Source organism: Ruegeria sp. AM2 (assembly GCF_056540685.1).
This window is the reverse complement of record NZ_JBQFXE010000004.1, coordinates 187,066-204,068: the sequence shown is the minus strand read 5'-3', so window position 1 is coordinate 204,068 and position 17,003 is coordinate 187,066. Positions and strand designations below refer to the sequence as shown.

15 protein-coding genes, 1 other RNA gene and 1 riboswitch are annotated in these 17,003 nt (G+C 58.6%); of the genes, 6 read left to right on the top strand and 10 right to left on the bottom strand.

Annotated elements, in window-relative coordinates; translation table 11 throughout:
* Nucleotides 1-18 precede the first annotated feature (18 nt).
* The 5 genes from ACR0CR_RS11365 to ACR0CR_RS11345 form a co-directional block, all read right to left on the bottom strand.
* Nucleotides 19-1,596, bottom strand: a complete 1,578-nt coding sequence (locus tag ACR0CR_RS11365; RefSeq protein ID WP_480599062.1) for an ABC transporter ATP-binding protein — start codon at nt 1,594-1,596, stop codon at nt 19-21.
* Nucleotides 1,593-2,699, bottom strand: a complete 1,107-nt coding sequence (locus tag ACR0CR_RS11360; RefSeq protein WP_480599061.1) for an ABC transporter permease — start codon at nt 2,697-2,699, stop codon at nt 1,593-1,595. The genes ACR0CR_RS11365 and ACR0CR_RS11360 overlap by 4 nt, the downstream gene beginning before the upstream one ends.
* On the bottom strand, nt 2,700-3,785 hold the full coding sequence (locus tag ACR0CR_RS11355) for a microcin C ABC transporter permease YejB (RefSeq protein ID WP_480599059.1): 1,086 nt from the start codon (nt 3,783-3,785) through the stop codon (nt 2,700-2,702).
* A 7-nt stretch (nt 3,786-3,792) separates the two neighbouring features.
* Nucleotides 3,793-5,733, bottom strand: coding sequence for an extracellular solute-binding protein (locus ACR0CR_RS11350; RefSeq protein ID WP_480599057.1), 1,941 nt, complete (start codon nt 5,731-5,733; stop codon nt 3,793-3,795).
* Between the two features lie 172 nt (nt 5,734-5,905).
* The gene (locus tag ACR0CR_RS11345) at nt 5,906-6,415 is read right to left on the bottom strand and encodes a c-type cytochrome (RefSeq protein WP_480599126.1); all 510 of its coding nucleotides are present in this window, start codon (nt 6,413-6,415) and stop codon (nt 5,906-5,908) included.
* A 119-nt stretch (nt 6,416-6,534) separates the two neighbouring features.
* Here ACR0CR_RS11345 and ACR0CR_RS11340 point away from each other — a divergent pair, with 119 nt between their 5' ends.
* Nucleotides 6,535-7,368 carry a prephenate dehydratase gene (locus tag ACR0CR_RS11340; RefSeq protein WP_480599055.1) on the top strand — a complete coding sequence of 278 codons (834 nt, stop codon included), beginning with the start codon at nt 6,535-6,537 and terminating at the stop codon, nt 7,366-7,368.
* 61 nt (nt 7,369-7,429) lie between these two features.
* Here the strand turns inward: ACR0CR_RS11340 and ACR0CR_RS11335 are convergent, their stop codons facing one another.
* From ACR0CR_RS11335 to nudC, 3 genes are read right to left on the bottom strand one after another with little or no spacing between them, the layout of a single operon-like run.
* The gene (locus ACR0CR_RS11335) at nt 7,430-7,903 is read right to left on the bottom strand and encodes an N-acetyltransferase family protein (protein WP_480599053.1); all 474 of its coding nucleotides are present in this window, start codon (nt 7,901-7,903) and stop codon (nt 7,430-7,432) included.
* A 12-nt stretch (nt 7,904-7,915) separates the two neighbouring features.
* The gene (locus tag ACR0CR_RS11330; protein ID WP_480599051.1) at nt 7,916-8,383 is read right to left on the bottom strand and encodes an SRPBCC family protein; all 468 of its coding nucleotides are present in this window, start codon (nt 8,381-8,383) and stop codon (nt 7,916-7,918) included.
* A gap of 37 nt (nt 8,384-8,420) precedes the next feature.
* On the bottom strand, nt 8,421-9,404 hold the full coding sequence (gene nudC, locus ACR0CR_RS11325; RefSeq protein ID WP_480599049.1) for an NAD(+) diphosphatase: 984 nt from the start codon (nt 9,402-9,404) through the stop codon (nt 8,421-8,423).
* Nucleotides 9,405-9,583: 179 nt separating this feature from the next.
* Between nudC and ACR0CR_RS11320 the strand changes: the two genes are divergently transcribed.
* The 3 genes from ACR0CR_RS11320 to rsgA all read left to right on the top strand — a co-directional run bounded on the left by ACR0CR_RS11320 (nt 9,584) and on the right by rsgA (nt 12,786).
* Nucleotides 9,584-11,464, top strand: coding sequence for a bifunctional 2',3'-cyclic-nucleotide 2'-phosphodiesterase/3'-nucleotidase (locus ACR0CR_RS11320; protein ID WP_480599047.1), 1,881 nt, complete (start codon nt 9,584-9,586; stop codon nt 11,462-11,464).
* 39 nt (nt 11,465-11,503) lie between these two features.
* Nucleotides 11,504-11,602, top strand: an RNA gene (gene ffs / locus ACR0CR_RS11315) — signal recognition particle sRNA small type.
* A 155-nt stretch (nt 11,603-11,757) separates the two neighbouring features.
* Entirely contained in the window at nt 11,758-12,786 is a 1,029-nt protein-coding gene (gene rsgA, locus ACR0CR_RS11310; protein ID WP_480599045.1) for a ribosome small subunit-dependent GTPase A, read from the top strand.
* A 3-nt stretch (nt 12,787-12,789) separates the two neighbouring features.
* Here rsgA and ACR0CR_RS11305 read toward each other — a convergent pair whose 3' ends face one another.
* Nucleotides 12,790-13,656 (bottom strand): alpha/beta hydrolase family protein, encoded by an 867-nt coding sequence (locus ACR0CR_RS11305; protein ID WP_480599043.1) that lies wholly within the window; start codon nt 13,654-13,656, stop codon nt 12,790-12,792.
* A gap of 163 nt (nt 13,657-13,819) precedes the next feature.
* Nucleotides 13,820-14,042, top strand: a riboswitch (cobalamin riboswitch).
* Between the two features lie 84 nt (nt 14,043-14,126).
* Here ACR0CR_RS11305 and ACR0CR_RS11300 point away from each other — a divergent pair.
* Nucleotides 14,127-14,531, top strand: coding sequence for a hypothetical protein (locus tag ACR0CR_RS11300; protein ID WP_480599042.1), 405 nt, complete (start codon nt 14,127-14,129; stop codon nt 14,529-14,531).
* A gap of 2 nt (nt 14,532-14,533) precedes the next feature.
* Here the strand turns inward: ACR0CR_RS11300 and ACR0CR_RS11295 are convergent, their stop codons facing one another.
* Nucleotides 14,534-15,037 carry a protein-tyrosine phosphatase family protein gene (locus ACR0CR_RS11295; protein WP_480599040.1) on the bottom strand — a complete coding sequence of 168 codons (504 nt, stop codon included), beginning with the start codon at nt 15,035-15,037 and terminating at the stop codon, nt 14,534-14,536.
* Nucleotides 15,038-15,201: 164 nt separating this feature from the next.
* Between ACR0CR_RS11295 and ACR0CR_RS11290 the strand changes: the two genes are divergently transcribed.
* The gene (locus ACR0CR_RS11290) at nt 15,202-16,959 is read left to right on the top strand and encodes a DNA polymerase III subunit gamma/tau (RefSeq protein ID WP_480599038.1); all 1,758 of its coding nucleotides are present in this window, start codon (nt 15,202-15,204) and stop codon (nt 16,957-16,959) included.
* Nucleotides 16,960-17,003: the final 44 nt, after the last annotated feature.

Genomic DNA, 17,003 nt, shown 5'->3' with positions numbered 1-17,003 from the left:
ATCGTGGCGGGCTGTCGCTCAGCCCGCCGCAGCAATCAGTTCGCGGGTGTAATCTGTTTGGGCGTTTTCGAACAGGTCTTCGGCTGCGCCCATCTCGATCACGTCCCCATTCCGCATGACGATAACGTTGTGGGACATGGCGCGCACGACTTTGAGGTCGTGACTGATGAACAGATAGGCCAACCCATATTTCCGTTGCAGGTCGCGCAAAAGGTCCACGATCTGCACCTGCACAGTCATGTCCAACGCGCTGGTCGGTTCGTCCAAAACCAGCAACTTGGGCCGCAGGACCATCGCGCGGGCAATCGCGATCCGCTGTCGTTGACCACCCGAAAACTCATGCGGGTAGCGGTCCATCGCATCCGGGTCGAGCCCGACCTCGGTCATAACTTCGGCCACCAACTCACGCGGAGCGCGGTGGGCGTCCACATTGTGGATCGCCAGACCCTCGGCGATGATCTGCATGCATGTCATGCGCGGGCTGAGGCTGCCGAACGGATCCTGAAACACGATCTGCATGTCCTTGCGCAGCCGCCGCAGTTCTCGCGTGGACCAGCGGCGCACGTCCTGATCACGGAAAGTGATACCACCCTCGGACGCGATCAAACGCATGATTGCCAGCGCCAGCGTGGTCTTGCCCGAGCCGCTTTCGCCCACGATCCCCAGCGTTTCACCGGCGCGCACGCTAAGCGTCGCGTCGTTCACGGCCTTCACATGGCCCACCGTGCGCTTTAGCAGGCCACGTTGGATGGGAAACCAGACCTTCAGGTGATCGGTACGCGCGACCTCTTCCGCGTCTCTGGCCACTGGGTCGGGATGGCCCGACGGCTCGGCAGCCAGCAGTTTGCGCGTATATGGATGCTGCGGGTTGTCAAAGATTTCGGCTGTGATGCCGGCTTCGACAATTTCGCCATCTTTCATCACGCAAACCCGGTCGGCAATCCGACGCACAATGCCAAGGTCATGGGTGATGAACAGCATTCCCATGTTCTCGGATTTCTGCAACTCGGCCAGCAGCTCCAGAATCTGCGCCTGAATGGTCACGTCCAGCGCCGTGGTCGGCTCATCCGCGATCAGGATATCCGGTTTGTTCGCCAACGCCATCGCGATCATCACACGCTGTCGCTGCCCGCCCGAAAGCTGATGCGGATAGCTGTCCAGCCGCTCTTCAGGGTCGCGAATGCCGACCTTGTTCAACAGTTCCAGAATCCGATCCCGCGCCGCGTTGCCAGAGAGGCCCTGATGTAGCGACAGAGACTCGGCCATCTGCTTTTGGATCGTGTGCAGAGGGTTGAGCGAGGTCATCGGTTCCTGAAAGATGAAACTGATATCGTTGCCACGCACATCCATCAGCTTGCTTTCAGCAGCGCCGATCATCTCCTGACCGTCATATTGCACCGAGCCTTCGACCATCGCACTGTCGCCCAGAAGCGACACAGTGCTGAGCGCCGTGACAGATTTTCCCGACCCGGATTCGCCCACAAGCGCCACCGTCTCACCCCGATCCACGGTGAAGGAGACACCCTTGACCGCCGCGCTGATCTGACCGTCTTGCCGAAACGAGACCTTGAGGTTGTTCACATCCAAAAGGCTCATGAGAAGGTCTTTCTGGGATCAAACGCATCGCGCACGCCTTCGAAGATGAAGACCAGAAGCGACAGCATGATGGCAAAGGTGAAAAACGCCGTGAAGGCCAGCCAAGGGGCTTGCAGGTTCTGTTTCGCCTGCAGTGTAAGCTCACCCAGCGAGGGTGCCGAGGATGGCAGGCCGAAGCCCAGAAAGTCCAGTGAGGCCAGGCCACCGATCGTTCCGGTTACGATGAACGGCATAAATGTCAGAGTCGCCACCATCGCATTCGGCAGCATGTGCCGGAACATGATCGTCATGTTGCCCACGCCCAATGCCCGGGCGGCGCGCACATATTCCAGGTTTCGGGCCCGCAGAAACTCGGCCCGAACCACGCCGACCAGCCCGGTCCAGCCAAACAGGATCATCAACGCGACCAGCAACCAGAAACTTCGACCAAGGATCGCGAACATGATGATGATCACGTAAAGCGACGGCGTTGAGGACCAAATCTCGATAATCCGTTGGAAGATCAGATCGAGCCAGCCGCCGAAAAAGCCTTGAATGGCACCGGCAAAAATGCCGATCAGACTTGCCGCCCCCGTCACGACCAGAGTGAACAGGATCGAAAGCCGGAACCCATAGATCACGCGGGCCAAAACATCGCGTTTGGTGTCATCAGTGCCCAGCAGGTTCTGGCTGTTCGGCGGCAACGGCGCCGCGCCTGGCCGGTCAACACTGGTGTTGTAGGAATACGGGATCAGGGGCCAGATCGACCAGCCGCGTTCGAACCCGTCTGCCTCAAACGTTCCGGCCTTGATCTCGTCGAGGATACCGTCAGGGTCGTCGAAACACTGATCCAGCCCGCCGCTGTCGATCAGGCAACGCACCTCGGGGTCGCGGTAAATCGCCTCGGTTTGGAAATCACCGCCAAACTGCGTTTCAGCATAAAAGTTGAAAATCGGCGTATAGAACTCACCCCGGTATTTCACAAGTATGGGTTTGTCATTGGCGATGAACTCGGCAAACAGGGACAAGCCGAACAAGACCGAGAAGATCAGCAGCGACCAATACGCACGACCATTGCGGCGAAAATTGCGCCAGCGGCGCTGGTTAAGAGGGGAAAGCGCCATTTACCCCTCCCGCTTTTCGAAGTCGATGCGCGGGTCGACCAGCACATACATCAGATCGCTGATGATGCCGACGACCAGCCCCATCAGACCAAAGATGAACAGCGTCCCGAAGATCACCGGATAGTCACGCGCCACGGCAGCCTCGAACCCCAAACGGCCCAGACCGTCCAGTGAGAAGATGGTTTCGATGATGATCGAACCACCGAAGAACACGCCGATGAACACCGCCGGAAAGCCCGCGATCACGATCAGCATCGCGTTGCGGAAGACATGGCCGTAAAGAACCTTGCGCTCACCCAAACCCTTTGCTCGGGCGGTCATGACGTATTGCTTCTTGATCTCATCCAGAAACGAGTTCTTTGTCAGCAACGTCAGCGTTGCGAAAGCCGAGATTGTCAGCGCCGTAATCGGCAAGGCGATGTGCCAGAAATAGTCGGCAATCTTGCCCAGCAGGCTGAAGTTTTCCCAATTGTCCGAGGTAAGTCCCCGCAGAGGGAATACCTGCCAGTATGACCCGCCCGCAAACAGCACCAGCAACAGGATCGCAAACAGAAAGCCGGGGATGGCATAGGCCACGATGATCGTGCCGCTGGTCCAAGTATCAAAGGTCGACCCGTCGCGGATCGCCTTACGAATACCCAACGGGATCGACACCAGATAGGCGATAAGCGTCGACCACAGGCCCAGCGAAATCGAAACCGGCATCTTTTCCAGCACCAGATCGATTACGCTGATTGACCGGAAATAGCTCTGACCGAAATCCAGCGTCAGATAGTTTCCCATCATGGTCAAAAACCGCTCGACCGGCGGCTTGTCAAAGCCGAATTCCTTTTCCAGATCCTCGATAAATTCCTTCGGCAGGCCACGCGCGCCAATGTACTCACTGTCCGAACCAAAGGTCTCTTCGTTGGTGGACCCCTCGCCGCCCGCGAACCCGGCGAATACGTCGCCCTCGCCCTGCATCTGCGCCAGTATCTGTTCGATTGGCCCACCCGGTACGAACTGCACCAGCGTGAAGTTGACGATCATGATGCCCAGCAGTGTTGGGATCACCAACAACAGGCGTCTTAGAATATATGCTCCCAAGGGTGTTTTACCTCAACGCGCCGGCGGCTTTCAGGGCTTCGTACTTTTCTTCGTTGAACCACCAAAAGTCCAGATAGCCAAGCCCCCGTGGCGGCAATTCCGGCGGGTGTTCGAACATATCGTAATAGGCAACCCAGTTCTCGGCCACGTAACCCGCCGGAATCTGGATGCGGCGGAAGCGCAAGGCCCGGTCAAGCGCCTTGAGTGCCGCGATTTCTTCTTCGCGCGATGTCGTGTTCAAAGATGCCTCGATGATCGCGTCGATCAGCGGATCCTGAAGCGATTGCGGGTTGTAAGACGAGACAACGGCCGTTTCCGACCCATAGGACTGTTTCAACCCGGTACTGGCCACCTCAAACGGCTGGTTGCGGAAGAACATCATGTCCCAGTCTTTGTCGTAGTACCGCTGAGTGTATTGCGCGGTGTCGACCTTTTCCGAGTCAGCCGTGACACCGAAATTCTTCAATGTCTCGACATAAGTCGTGATGATCGCTTCCACCGTGTCAGACGACGCGCCGGATAGCATGATCTTGAATTGCATCAACTCGCCGTCCGCATTGCGCAGCTTGCCCGCGCTGTCGACGGTCCAGCCGGCCTCTTCAAACAGTTTAAGTGCCCTGCGCTTGTTTCGCCGATCCACCGGACGATCCGGATTGGAACTGTGGGCCATGACAGCTTCTTGCGTCATGAGTTCGGCAGGGACAACATCGCCGAGGCTTTCCAAAAACGCCTTTTCAGCCCCTTCTGGCACGCCGCTGGCCTGAACATCGGAGTTTTCCGAGAACGAGTGGCGCTGTGTCGTCAGACCGAACTGCAATGATGCCGAAGTCCATTCGAAATTGAACGCCAGTCCCAGCGCCTCGCGCACTTTGACATCTGTGAAAGGATCACGCAGCAGGTTGAACACGAACCCCGACGGCGACGGGGGCGTATAGTCCGCAATGGTCTCAAGCTTGACATAGCCCTTTTGCACCGCCGGAAAATCATAGCCCGTGGCCCATTTCTTGGTGCTGCCTTCCGCGCGGAAGGTGTAAAGCCCCGCTTTGAACGCCTCGAACTCAGCCGCATCATCGGCGAAATACTCGACTTTCACCCGGTCAAAATTGTGACGGCCCTTGTTGATCGGTAGGTGCCAGCCCCAGTAATCGGGATTGCGCTTGTACAAAACAAACCGGTTGGCCTCATAGCTGTCGACGACATAAGGTCCGCTACCCATCGGTGTGTTCCAGCTTTGCTTGTCCAGGCGCTCTCCGGTTCTTTCGTACCAGTCTTTCGAGAACACCGGCGTGTTGCCGACCTGAGAAATCAATGAACGACGCGAAATCCCATCGACAAAGTTGTACTTGATCGTGTGGTCGTCAATGATCTCATAGCCTTCAATGCGCTGCTTGACGGCGCGCGAATAGCTACGGATCGCCTGTTCAAGAAACAGGTCATGGGTAAACGCTGCATCATGCGCAGTCAGCGGGGTGCCATCCGCAAACCGCGCCTCGGGGCGCATGTGGAAGATACACCAGCGTTTTGAGACCGGATACTCGACCGCTTCAGCAATCAACCCGTATTGTTCGGTGATTGAGTCCGCCGGAGTCGCAGTACCAAACGGGCCATCCCCGAACATGCCTTCTGCGACCAGCCCGGAATACAGCCCGGATTTGCCTTGCCAGTTCCAACGGTTCATCCCGTCAAACGTGCCGCGCGTGCTTACAGAAATCTCGCCACCGACCGGGGCGTCGGGGTTCACATAGTCGAAATGTGTGTAGTCAGCAGGATATTTCAGATCGCCAAAGAACGAGTAGCCATGGGCGCGAATGATCTCTTCTTCTTCGACACCTGCGGCAAAACTTGCGGCCGCAGGCATTGAGGCCGTCACAGCGCTCGCCCCCAGCAATTGCAGCGTGGTTCTGCGGTCTACGTCAAACCTAAAGTTTGGTGAACCTTTTTTCGCCATTGCTGCCTCTCCTGCGGTTTGCGTTACCCTGTATCTCGTGCGCGCCTGCTAAAAGGCCAGCACTGTCAGGTGCAAGTTTAGAATGCGTGAACGGTTTGTGAAGTTCTGCTTAGACAAAAAAAGGGCCGCTGCACATAGCAGCGACCCGAAAATTTCAGTTCTGACCGGCAGATCAGTTGCCGATGGTCTGAAGATAGGCGATCAGGTCGGCCCGTTCCTGCGGTTTTTTCAGACCGGCGAAGCTCATCGAGGTACCCGAGATATAGGCGCTTGGGCGTGTCAGGAACGCATCCAGCGCTTCGGGTGTCCAGTTGCCGCCATGGGCCTGCATCGCTGCAGAATATCCGGTGAACCCCTTGGCCGAAGCGACCGGGCGGTCGACAATCGCGTAAAGATACGGGCCAGTGCCGTTCGCGCCGTCTTCCAGCTTGTGACATGCGGTGCATTTACGGAACACGCGCGCGCCCTTTTCAGGGTCCGCAGCGGCCAACATGTCTTCGAAAACCACCTCTTCGCCGTCTGCGCTTTCGCCTGCGCTATCGGTTTCGATGATGTACGAGGCGGTCTCGCCATGGCCATCGGCGTGATAAAGCGCCTCGGCACCCCATTTGGCCAGAAGCAGCACCAGGAAGGTGCCAAACAGGCCTGCTGCGGCCTTGGTAACTGTCATCGTGTCGAACATTGATCGCGAGTCCATTTCAGCTGTCTGCGGGGTGTCTAAGGCTTCCCCTGACAAGAGGCAAGGTATAGACACCGCGACTAAACGCCCAATCTTAGAACTTGTTGCATGGAATCGACCAAATGACCCAACGTATCGCATTTCAGGGAGAACCCGGCGCCTATAGCCACGAGGCTTGTCGGAATGCGCGCCCCGATATGGAGGCGTTGGCCTGCCGCACATTCGAAGACGTGATCGAATCGGTGCGCTCTGGCGCGGCTGATCTGGCGATGCTGCCGGTCGAAAACACGACCTATGGCCGCGTTGCCGACATCCACCGTCTGCTGCCCCACAGCGGCCTGCACATCATTGACGAGGCTTTTGTGCGCGTTCACATCAACTTGCTGGGCGTTCCCGGTGCCACGCTGGACGACGTGACCGAGGCGCATTCTCATCTGGTTCTGTTGCCGCAATGTGCAGGTTTTCTGAAACAGCACGGCATTCGCGGACGCGTCAGCCCCGACAATGCCCGCGCCGCACGCGAGGTGGCGGAACAGGGCGATCTGCATTCGGCGGCTTTGGCCAGCGAACTTGCTGCCGAGATCTACAACCTGAACGTACTGGCCCGCCATATCGAGGATCAGGACGACAACACCACCCGCTTCCTGGTGATGTCACGTGACGCCGACATGTCGCGCCGTGGCGCACATGGCATGATCACCAGCTTTGTTTTCCAGGTCCGCAACATTCCGGCCGCGCTTTACAAAGCCATGGGCGGGTTTGCCACCAATGGCGTCAATATGACCAAGCTGGAAAGTTACATGGTCGACGGGTCCTTTACCGCAACCCAGTTTTACGCCGATATCGTCGGCCATCCTGAGGATCAGAACGTGAAACTGGCTTTGGACGAACTGGAGCATTTCACAACGAATGTGGAAATCTTGGGAGTGTATCCAGCGGCGCATTCAAGGGGTTAGGATTTCTGACATACCAAATGCACTGCCGATTTGTGCGCAAAATGGGCAACCATCATAGAGTCTAGTTGCACAATCTGTACGCCTTGCAAATGCTTCCATCCATTCTGCGGTATTCCCGGAACCCAATAGCCTCGTAGTAGGCAAGGCCCTCGCAATTGTTAACGCCGATCGTTGCATCGATGGCCAATAATCCGGCCTGTTTGGCGGCAGTCAAAGAATGCCTGAACAATTCCCGCCCTACTCCACACCGCGCCGCCGTCGGTTTAATGTGTGTTCCGATAATCCCCCAATCAACCGCAACTCCGTATGGGTTGCCGGGCGTTGCATGCTTGAGGGACTGAAATCCCAAAACCTCGCGATCAGGGCCTACCGCAACCGTACAGCGAATACGGTGCGGAGCTTGAATGTAGTGCGACAACGCAAAACTCTCGTCGCTGGGTTTGGTGCGCTTTCCGGCGGCGATCAAGGCCGCTAGAACCGAAGCTATGCCATCGGCGTCCGACGCTGTCGCGACACGGTGCAGGATGGATGTCATCAGAACCCTCTTTCAAAACCCATGCAAATGGCGGTCTTCCAGTTCTCGCGCAAAGTCGCTCAGGCGGACTTGAAACTGGCGACGAAAGCGAGCTTGGCCCAGTTTGAGTGACTGAAGCAACAGTCTGGCGGGAAGTGTCTTGGCCGCCAGTGACATCTGAACGCTCAGGCGGGTGCGGCGCTGGGACAGCGCCAGAAGCTCAATCGCTGTATCCCCGTTCATACCCTTGCTGCTGGATTGAAAGCGCAAGATGGTCGGGTGTTCAAAATCCGTCATGACAATCGATATCTGACGGGGTTTGCCGCGGATCTTAAGTTCGGTTTCCCAGGTGGTACCGGGCCCCGGAGATGCCGGCCCATCCAGTCGCCGCACATCGATGCCGCGCCGCATCGCCATTCGTTCAAAACGTTCAAAATCGGCGACCATGCCAAAGACAGTGTCGACTGGTGCTTCGATATCTTCGCGGGCTACAAATTGCATGCTCTTCTTTTCGTCGCCCCGTTTGGGCCTCTGTTCCTCAGTCCAGCGTATCAGCAAGCCAATGGCGCAGCAAAAAATGCGCAATGGCACCCGGTCTTGCGGGCAAAATCCCTGGATGTTCTCCGGCAAAGGCCTGCATCATCTCGGACTTTCCCACCCAAATCGCGTCTTCTATTTCAACCGGATCAATCTTGATGTCACGCGACAGGGCCTCGCCCGCGCATCCGATCATCAGCGACGCAGGGAACGGCCAGGGTTGGCTGGCCAGATAATTCACCGCGCCTACCGGCACGCCCGCCTCTTCCATCACCTCGCGCCGCACTGCGGCCTCAATCGTCTCGCCGGGCTCGACAAAGCCCGCAAGAAGTGAGAACATCCCTTCGGGCCATCCCGGAGATCGGCCCATCAGCACGGAATCTCCATGCGTAATCAACATGATCACAACCGGGTCCGTTCTTGGAAAATGTTGGCCACCACATGCGGAGCAAACACGTTGCCACCCCCCTTGCGCGATGTCGCTGGCCGAGCCGCACCGCGCGCAGAAGCCATGCGTTTCGTGCCAGCCGATAACAGCCTTGGCCGTTGCCGCCAATTCAGCGTCGCGCGCTGACAACCGGGTCATGATGCGGCGCAATTCTGCAAAAACGTACCCATTCGGCAATTCAGGATGCTGCTGGACGCTGCGATCTACAAAGTCGCCAACACCCGACAGGTCCAACCCCTCTGCCGCCCAGTTCGAGATATCGACGGCAAAGACCGGTGCGGCGTCTTCTGAAAGGCCCAGAAACAGCGGCGCATTCATCGCACCGCTTGGTCCGTCCCGCACAACGTCCTGGGTCGATGGCAGCAAGGCCAGCTGATCCAGGCCCTCACCCTGAACAAGGACTTTGCCGCGCCATAACATCACGCATCGCGCCGTGGGGTCAGCCCAGGCTGTGCGCAGTCTATTCGCATCCGTGCGCAAATGCGCTGCCCGGTTCAATCCGGATCCACCAAATGTGACCTCTTCCGCGCGCTTCATACCTGCTTTCCCTGACTGCCCGCCAAGGGCTGCCATGTCTGCGTCTTTGGTGCAACGGCAATTCGCCAAATTGAGAGCTTCGGCGCTGTTTGTGAAAGACAAATTCGCAATCGCCAGAATTGCACTAGAACCACTTATCAGTGAAGATGCAGTTGCATTGACAGCCAAAAGTAGAAGATTTGAAACAAAAAGAAATTTATTCGGATGATCAGAAGCCAGTTGCCCGGGCGTGCGTTCGTATATTGGCAACATCTGATCTTCATATGAACCTCACGGGGTTCGACTATTTCGCAGATCGGCCAAACCCTCGGATTGGCCTGACCCGCACGGCCAGCCTGATCCGCAACGCGCGTCAGGAGGCCCGGCGGGACAACGCGCTGGCGCTGTTGTTCGACAATGGCGACTTTTTGCAAGGCAATCCGCTGGGCGAGTGGGCTTCGGGCCAACCTGCCGAACAGCATCCGATAACCCGCGCGTTTTCCGCGCTGTCTTACGACGCGGTTGGTTTGGGGAATCATGACTTTGGCTTTGGACTGGATATCCTCGGACAAGTGGTCGGCCAAATTCCCTGTCCGGTTATTGGCAGCAACGTGGATCTTTGCGATGGCAACTCGTTCTGGCACCGACAGGCCATTTTGAACCGCGAACTGCCGTTCAACGGTGCGGTTTTACCGATAAAGATCGGCGTCTTTTCCATTCTGCCGCCTCAGACCGCCCTGTGGGAGGCACACAGGCTGCAAGGCCGCGTCACGGTTTCGGATATCTTGTCTACGGCGCACGAAGTGACGGCGGATCTGAGGCAAAAGGGATGCGATCTGGTGATAGCACTGGCTCATTCGGGGCTGGGACCGGATCAGCCCAAAGCCGGGTTGGAAAACGCGGTCATTCCACTGGCCGAGATCGACGGGATTGATGCGATCATCGCAGGGCATACTCATCTGACCCTGCCCGGGAAGGCGCATCAAGGACTGTCTGGCGTGGACGCGGTTCAGGGTCGCGTCCACGGCAAACCGGTTGTCATGCAAGGCTGGGCGGGGTCCCATCTGGGCGTCATCGACTTAAATTTGGGGCGCGACAGCACGGGTGTCTGGACCGTCGATAGCAGCAAGTCCGAGCTTCGTTCGGTCACAACAGACAATGGACCAATAACAGAAGATCCTGAAATGGTAGAATTGTTTGCCCCCAGCCATCGCGAAACACGGGCCTTTGTGGCAAGGCCGGTCGGGCGCATTCCCCATAGTCTGCACAGCTTTTTCAGCTTTTGTGTCCAAGATCGCGGGCTATTCCTGCTTGCACAAGCGCAAGCCGCCGCCCTACGTCCATTTCTGGCCGGCACCGAGCTTGAAGGCTTGCCGGTCCTGTCCGCCGCAGCACCGGCTAAGTTTGGCGGACGGGCGGGCCCTGCGTATTTTACCAATGTCCCACCCGGCGATATTTCGGTTCGGCACATTTTCGACCTGCATGTCTTTCCCAATGAACTGCGCGCGGTTCGGGCCTCGGGCGCGCAGATCCGGGACTGGCTGGACATGTCCGCCGGGCTGTTCAACACGTTGCCAGAAGAAGTCCCGACCTCGCTGGTCGACCCGCAGCGCACGGGGCATAATTTCGACGTCATTCATGGCTTGAGCTACGAAATCGACCTGTCCGTTCCGGCCCGGTTCGATGCCGACGGGCATCTGATAGACCCCAGTTATTCCCGCATCCGCACGCTTTGTTTTGACGGGAAACCGGTTGCGCCTGATCAGGATTTCATTGTGGCTTTGAATGACTTTCGCGCAAATGGCGGTGGTCATTTCCCAATTGCCCAAGATGCCAGCCTCATCCCGTTGCCGTCGCTGCCGATCCACGGCCTCTTGTGCGACTATGTGACTGGGCACCTGCCCCGCGATCCCTTGGCGCTGGCCCCCAGACCCTTCACTTTCGCGCCTTTAGGCGGCGCATGTGCAACCTTGCTCACCAGCCCTGACGCGCGCAACTGTCTGGACGAGTTGAAGGAATACGATCCAAACGTTCTGGGCCTAGATCCCGACGGGTTTTTGCAGATTCAACTGACGCTCTGACGGGTTGCCATTTTCGCAGACGGCGCTTATATCGACCCCTGAGAGGTTGGCGCGGGCGAGCGCCTCGCCAACCTGGTCAGGTCCGGAAGGAAGCAGCCACAACGAGCCCCGCTTGGGTCGATGTCCAACCTCTCACTTGCAACCACCAGCCGCAGGAGGGCTTTTATGATTGTCGCAAAACCCCTTCGGGCGGATCGGTTCTGAATTTCTGAATGCACTGACTGCCTGAACACATCCCCAACGGACGCGCGCGCCATCTGTCGGGTTTGCTGTATTTGAAGACAGGCAAAACAATGTCAAAAACGCTTACGGACCTTGGATGGTCCACTTTCTTTGCCGCGCAGCATGTCGCGGATACTTCGCTGATTCCATTCCGTATCTCGGCCGTTCACCGAGATCGGCTGATCGGGCTAAACCCGGACGGTGAAACACCTCTGCTGACGCCGTCACACCCAATCGGAGCTCTTGCGGTTGGCGACTGGGTTCTGGCGGACTCGCAAGCCCGCGTTCAAAGCGTGCTCGACCGGCGCAGTCTGCTACAACGCCGCGCGGCTGGTACAGGTGCCGGGCAGCAGTTGATTGCGGCCAATGTCGATGTGCTGTTCATCGTCTCATCGTGCAATGCCGATTTCAATCTGGCCCGGCTGGAACGCTATCTTGCGTTGGCACATCAGGCTGGCTGTTATCCGGTGATTGTTTTGACCAAGGCGGACGAATGCGCTGACCCCCGAGGCTATGCCTCACGCGCGCAACACTTGGGGCAATTTGTGACGGTCCTCACCATCAACGCGCTGGATCACACAGAGATCCAACAGGTTCTGGCATGGTGCCCCAGCGGGCAGACGGCAGCGCTGGTCGGATCATCTGGTGTTGGCAAAACAACGCTCGCGAACGGTATGACCGGGCAGACCGCAGACACCGCCGGTATTCGTGAGGATGACGCACGAGGCCGGCACACAACAACAGCGCGGTCCTTGCACCGTATGATCAACGGCGGGTGGCTGATCGACACGCCGGGTATGCGGGCATTGCGACTACTGGATGCGCGTGACGGGGTGGACGAAGTGTTCTCGGACATTTCGGACCTGGCGGAAGCGTGCCGGTTTTCTGATTGCCAACACGTCACCGAACCCGGCTGCGCGGTGCTAGCCGCCATCGAGTCCGGCACGTTGGACCCCGACCGGGTTGCGCGTTGGCGCAAGTTGCTGCGTGAAGATCAGCGCAATTCAGAAACCGTGGCGCAATCGCGCGCCCGTGACAAGGCGTTTGGCAAAATGGTGCGTTCCGTCATGCAGGACAAGAAATCGCAACGGCGAAACTGAAGATCAATGGTCCCGGTCCAGCAGCCGGGGCCACACGGCCGCATTTCGGCGAGCGAAAACGCCGATATGGCCGATTTCCGACAGCCCGAAATCGGTCGGTTTTAGCAAGTGGCGTTTTGCATCCGGACCGTAAAGGTTTGCCAGCCGCCAGACAGCTTCGGGCGGCACCATCTGGTCATCTTCGCAGGCAAACAAATCGACCCGACCGCCTCGTTGCGCCCATTCAGCCTTGGGCAATGTACGACCGATATCCGGGTGATAGCTGGTGGGCGAGGTGCACCATTTGCGCCATTGCCAATAAACCCGCGCGGGCAAGTCCGAGCCGAACCCCAGCGCCTTGCCCGGCAGATAGCCTAACGCACGGACGGTCAACGGTGCGTGGCCGTACCAAAACAAGCCAGCAAGGGCGCGATAGGGCCACGGGTGATCCTTTACGGTGACCATACCTGAACACACGCAAATCATCCGGTCGATTTGTTCGATGTCCGGCTGAACAGGACCCAGCATTCCGCCCACCGAATGCCCGATATTCCACAATTCTGCTTTAGGGAACCGGCGGCGCATCTCAGCCCGCGCGGCTGGCATATCCACCAGCGCCCAGTCGGCCATGGTCACCTGTGAATCCTTTAACCGACCGGTCAGAGAGTGGCCGAAATCCCGGTAATCATAGGTCAGGCAGGCCATGCCTCTTTCCGCTGCCAACCAGTGGGCAAAATGCTGGTAATAATCCCGCGGAACCCCGGTTGCGCTGTTCAAGACTACGACGGTTTGCGGTTCTGTGATCGGCAGATAAAGCCGACCCGACAACATCCCCGTACCGGATGGAAACTGCAGGTCTTGGGTCAAAACGGCTTGCTGGTCGTCCAACATTCTAGCCTCCTGGCTCATCTGAACTGATCAGTTCACCAACTATTCCGCAATGCGCGACCGCCGTGAGTCAAGGCAGACCCAACGTAACCAACACATGATTCGGCTGAACACCCCCTTTCTCGGGTCCTGTGTTTCAATCCGCTTGACTCGAATGCCGTGCCGCCGCTAGCCATAACTCGATGGTTTTCGCACCTCAGTTTGAGGTCGAAATGAAAAGGGAACACGGTGCGGTCCTGCCCGGCAATGCTGGAAACGGACCAAGGCCGCGACTGCCCCCGCAACTGTAAGCGGAGAGCGATGCCGGAATGCCACTGACCGTAGGGTTGGGAAGGTCGGCAAAGCACTGAACCGCAAGTCAGGAGACCTGCCATCCGAACCAAAACCGAAACTCGGGCGGGGTGTCCGGGCAGGTCGTCAGCTTGCTGTCACACCGGTCTTTCGCCTTTTGTCCGTCGCGCGGAGGGCGCATTATGATCTGGAAGACCAAAACCCACACTTACGCGGCAACGCTGTGTCAACGAACAGGCCAACCCTGCCCCGCACTAGCCCGCATGGCCCGCGGTCTGGCGCAGGGAATGGCTATGACAAAGCCTGTGACCGATGACGCGTTTCAGTTGGACGGCAGTGCTGAACTGACCCATTGCTCGGATGGCTGCATCGCGCGCTTCCGAGCAAATTTGGATCAGGTGCGCGTGTTCTGCGGAACCGACGCTGAGGCGGAGATCGACGCGCTGGATATCTTCGCCGACATGATGTTCGGAACTGAACGCACTGCACGCCCGTCAAAGGGCCTCACACCGCCATGCGCGATGATCGAGGTCCTCTTGCTTGAGCAGGAAAAAGCGCTGGTCGCACAAGAACCGGCACACGCCTGACGTTAAGGCTGAATAGGAACCCGGGCCGTTGAGACCGCCCATGCCATTTGGGCATCGGTCTCGACGGCGCATGGCCGCAATTTGCGCAGTCGCGCCAGTGCCGCGTCCGGTTGCTCACCGCATTCGACCATGACCCTCAGCACGACCATGCCCGATCGCCCGCACCCGCCGCGACAATGCACCAGAACCCGACCTCCACCAGACAGGGAATGGCGAACGGCCGCACTGATCTCGGGCCAAAGCTCGTCGATTTCGGCTGAAGGGGCACCAAAGTCTTCGATCGGCAAATGCGCCCAACGGCTGGCGCGACCCTGAATGTCGCTTCCGAAATCCGGTGCCCCATCCTGCAGCATTTCGACCTCGGTGGTCATCGAGATGACAAGCCCCGGCTTCCAGTCAGCAATTAAGTCCAGATCGCCCGCGTAATCCCCGCCACGTCCCGGCATCGAGGTCAAAGCAAGAGTGCCTCCGCCAACCTGAACAGCGTAGATCACAAGCTGAGTCATGAAACACCCCCGAAACACATAACTAAAAATCAGTATCTGAAATGCATTCGCAGATTTTAGCCTCGACAGTTCACAATCCAAAGCAAAATCCTATGCGCGCCCGGTGGACGTGGACGACGGCGGTCACTACGCTGCGAATCTGATACGAATCCATCAGAGCAGACATGACCGACTCATCCAGTCCCGCCTATCAGGTGCTTGCCCGCAAATACCGCCCGGAAACCTTTGCCGATCTGGTCGGTCAGGACGCGATGGTACGCACCCTGAAAAACGCGTTCGAGGCGGACCGGATCGCGCAAGCTTTCATCATGACCGGCATCCGTGGCACCGGTAAAACCACCACGGCCCGGATCATCGCCAAAGGCATGAACTGCATCGGCCCCGATGGCGAAGGCAAGCCAACCACCGAGCCCTGCGGCCAATGCGAACATTGCGTCGCCATCATGGAAGGCCGTCATGTTGACGTGATGGAGATGGACGCCGCCAGCCGAACCGGTGTCAACGATATCCGCGAGATCATCGATAGCGTCCGCTATCGCGCCGCCTCAGCCCGCTACAAGATCTACATCATCGACGAGGTCCACATGCTCTCGACCAGCGCCTTTAACGCGCTGCTCAAAACGCTTGAGGAACCGCCCGAACATGTGAAGTTCATCTTCGCCACCACCGAGATTCGCAAGGTTCCGGTGACAGTCCTGTCGCGCTGCCAGCGTTTCGACCTGCGGCGGATCGAGCCCGAAGACATGATTGGTCTGTTGCGCAAGATCGCAGGCGCCGAAGGGGCGGAGATTGCCGAAGATGCGCTGGCACTGATCACGCGCGCCGCCGAAGGCTCGGCGCGGGACGCGACCTCGCTGCTGGATCAGGCGATCAGCCACGGTGCCGGAGAAACCAGTGCCGATCAAGTGCGCGCCATGCTGGGCCTGGCCGACCGGGGCAGGGTTCTTGACCTGATCGATATGATCCTGCGTGGCGACGCGGCAGGAGCTCTCACTGAGTTGAGCGCCCAATATGCCGAAGGGGCCGACCCTCTGTCTGTCCTGCGCGATCTGGCTGAAATCACCCATTGGGTGTCTGTCGTCAAAATCACGCCCGACGCCGCAGAAGACCCCACAGTCTCCCCCGACGAACGGGCGCGCGGTCAGCAGATGGCCGAAGCCCTTCCGATGCGTGTTCTGACCCGCATGTGGCAGATGCTGTTGAAAGCGCTTGAAGAGGTCTCGGCTGCGCCAAACGCGATGATGGCCGCTGAAATGGCGGTGATCCGCCTGACCCATGTGGCCGATCTGCCCAGCCCGGAAGAACTGGTCAAACGGTTGCAGGATGCCCCGCCTCCGCCGCCGAACGGCGGGCCGGGAGGAGGTCTGCCGGTCCACAGCGCGGCACCCGCGACCGCAGCCGCGCCGCAACCGGCCTACAGCGCGGCCCCCCGAGGCACCGCCGGTGCCCCAACGGCCGCGCTGGCGCAGGAGACCCAAGCCGCGCTCGCGCGCTATCCGACATTCGAACACGTCATCGAACTGATCCGCGCCAATCGCGACGTTAAGCTGTTGGTGGAGGTGGAAAGTGGCGTTCGGTTGGTCTCGTACCAACCCGGCCGGATTGAGTTCACCCCTTCGAGTCACGCGCCTCAGGATTTGGCCGCCCGGTTGGGCTCATCTCTGCAACGCTGGACGGGAAACCGCTGGGCCGTATCCATTGTGTCCGAAGGCGATGCGCCGACGATTGCCGAGGTCAAAGATGCCGCAGCGCTTGCCTTGAAGAACGAAGCCGCCGAACATCCGCTGGTTCAGGCCGTTCTTGCGCAATTCCCAAAGGCAAAGATCACCAAGATCGAAACCCCCGAACAACGCGCGGCGCAGGTCGAAACCGAAGCCCTGCCCGAGGTCGAGGAAGAATGGGACCCGTTCGAGGAGGATTGAACCCCCAACAAGGAACACGACCATCGGCAGGAGCAGCTCGCCTC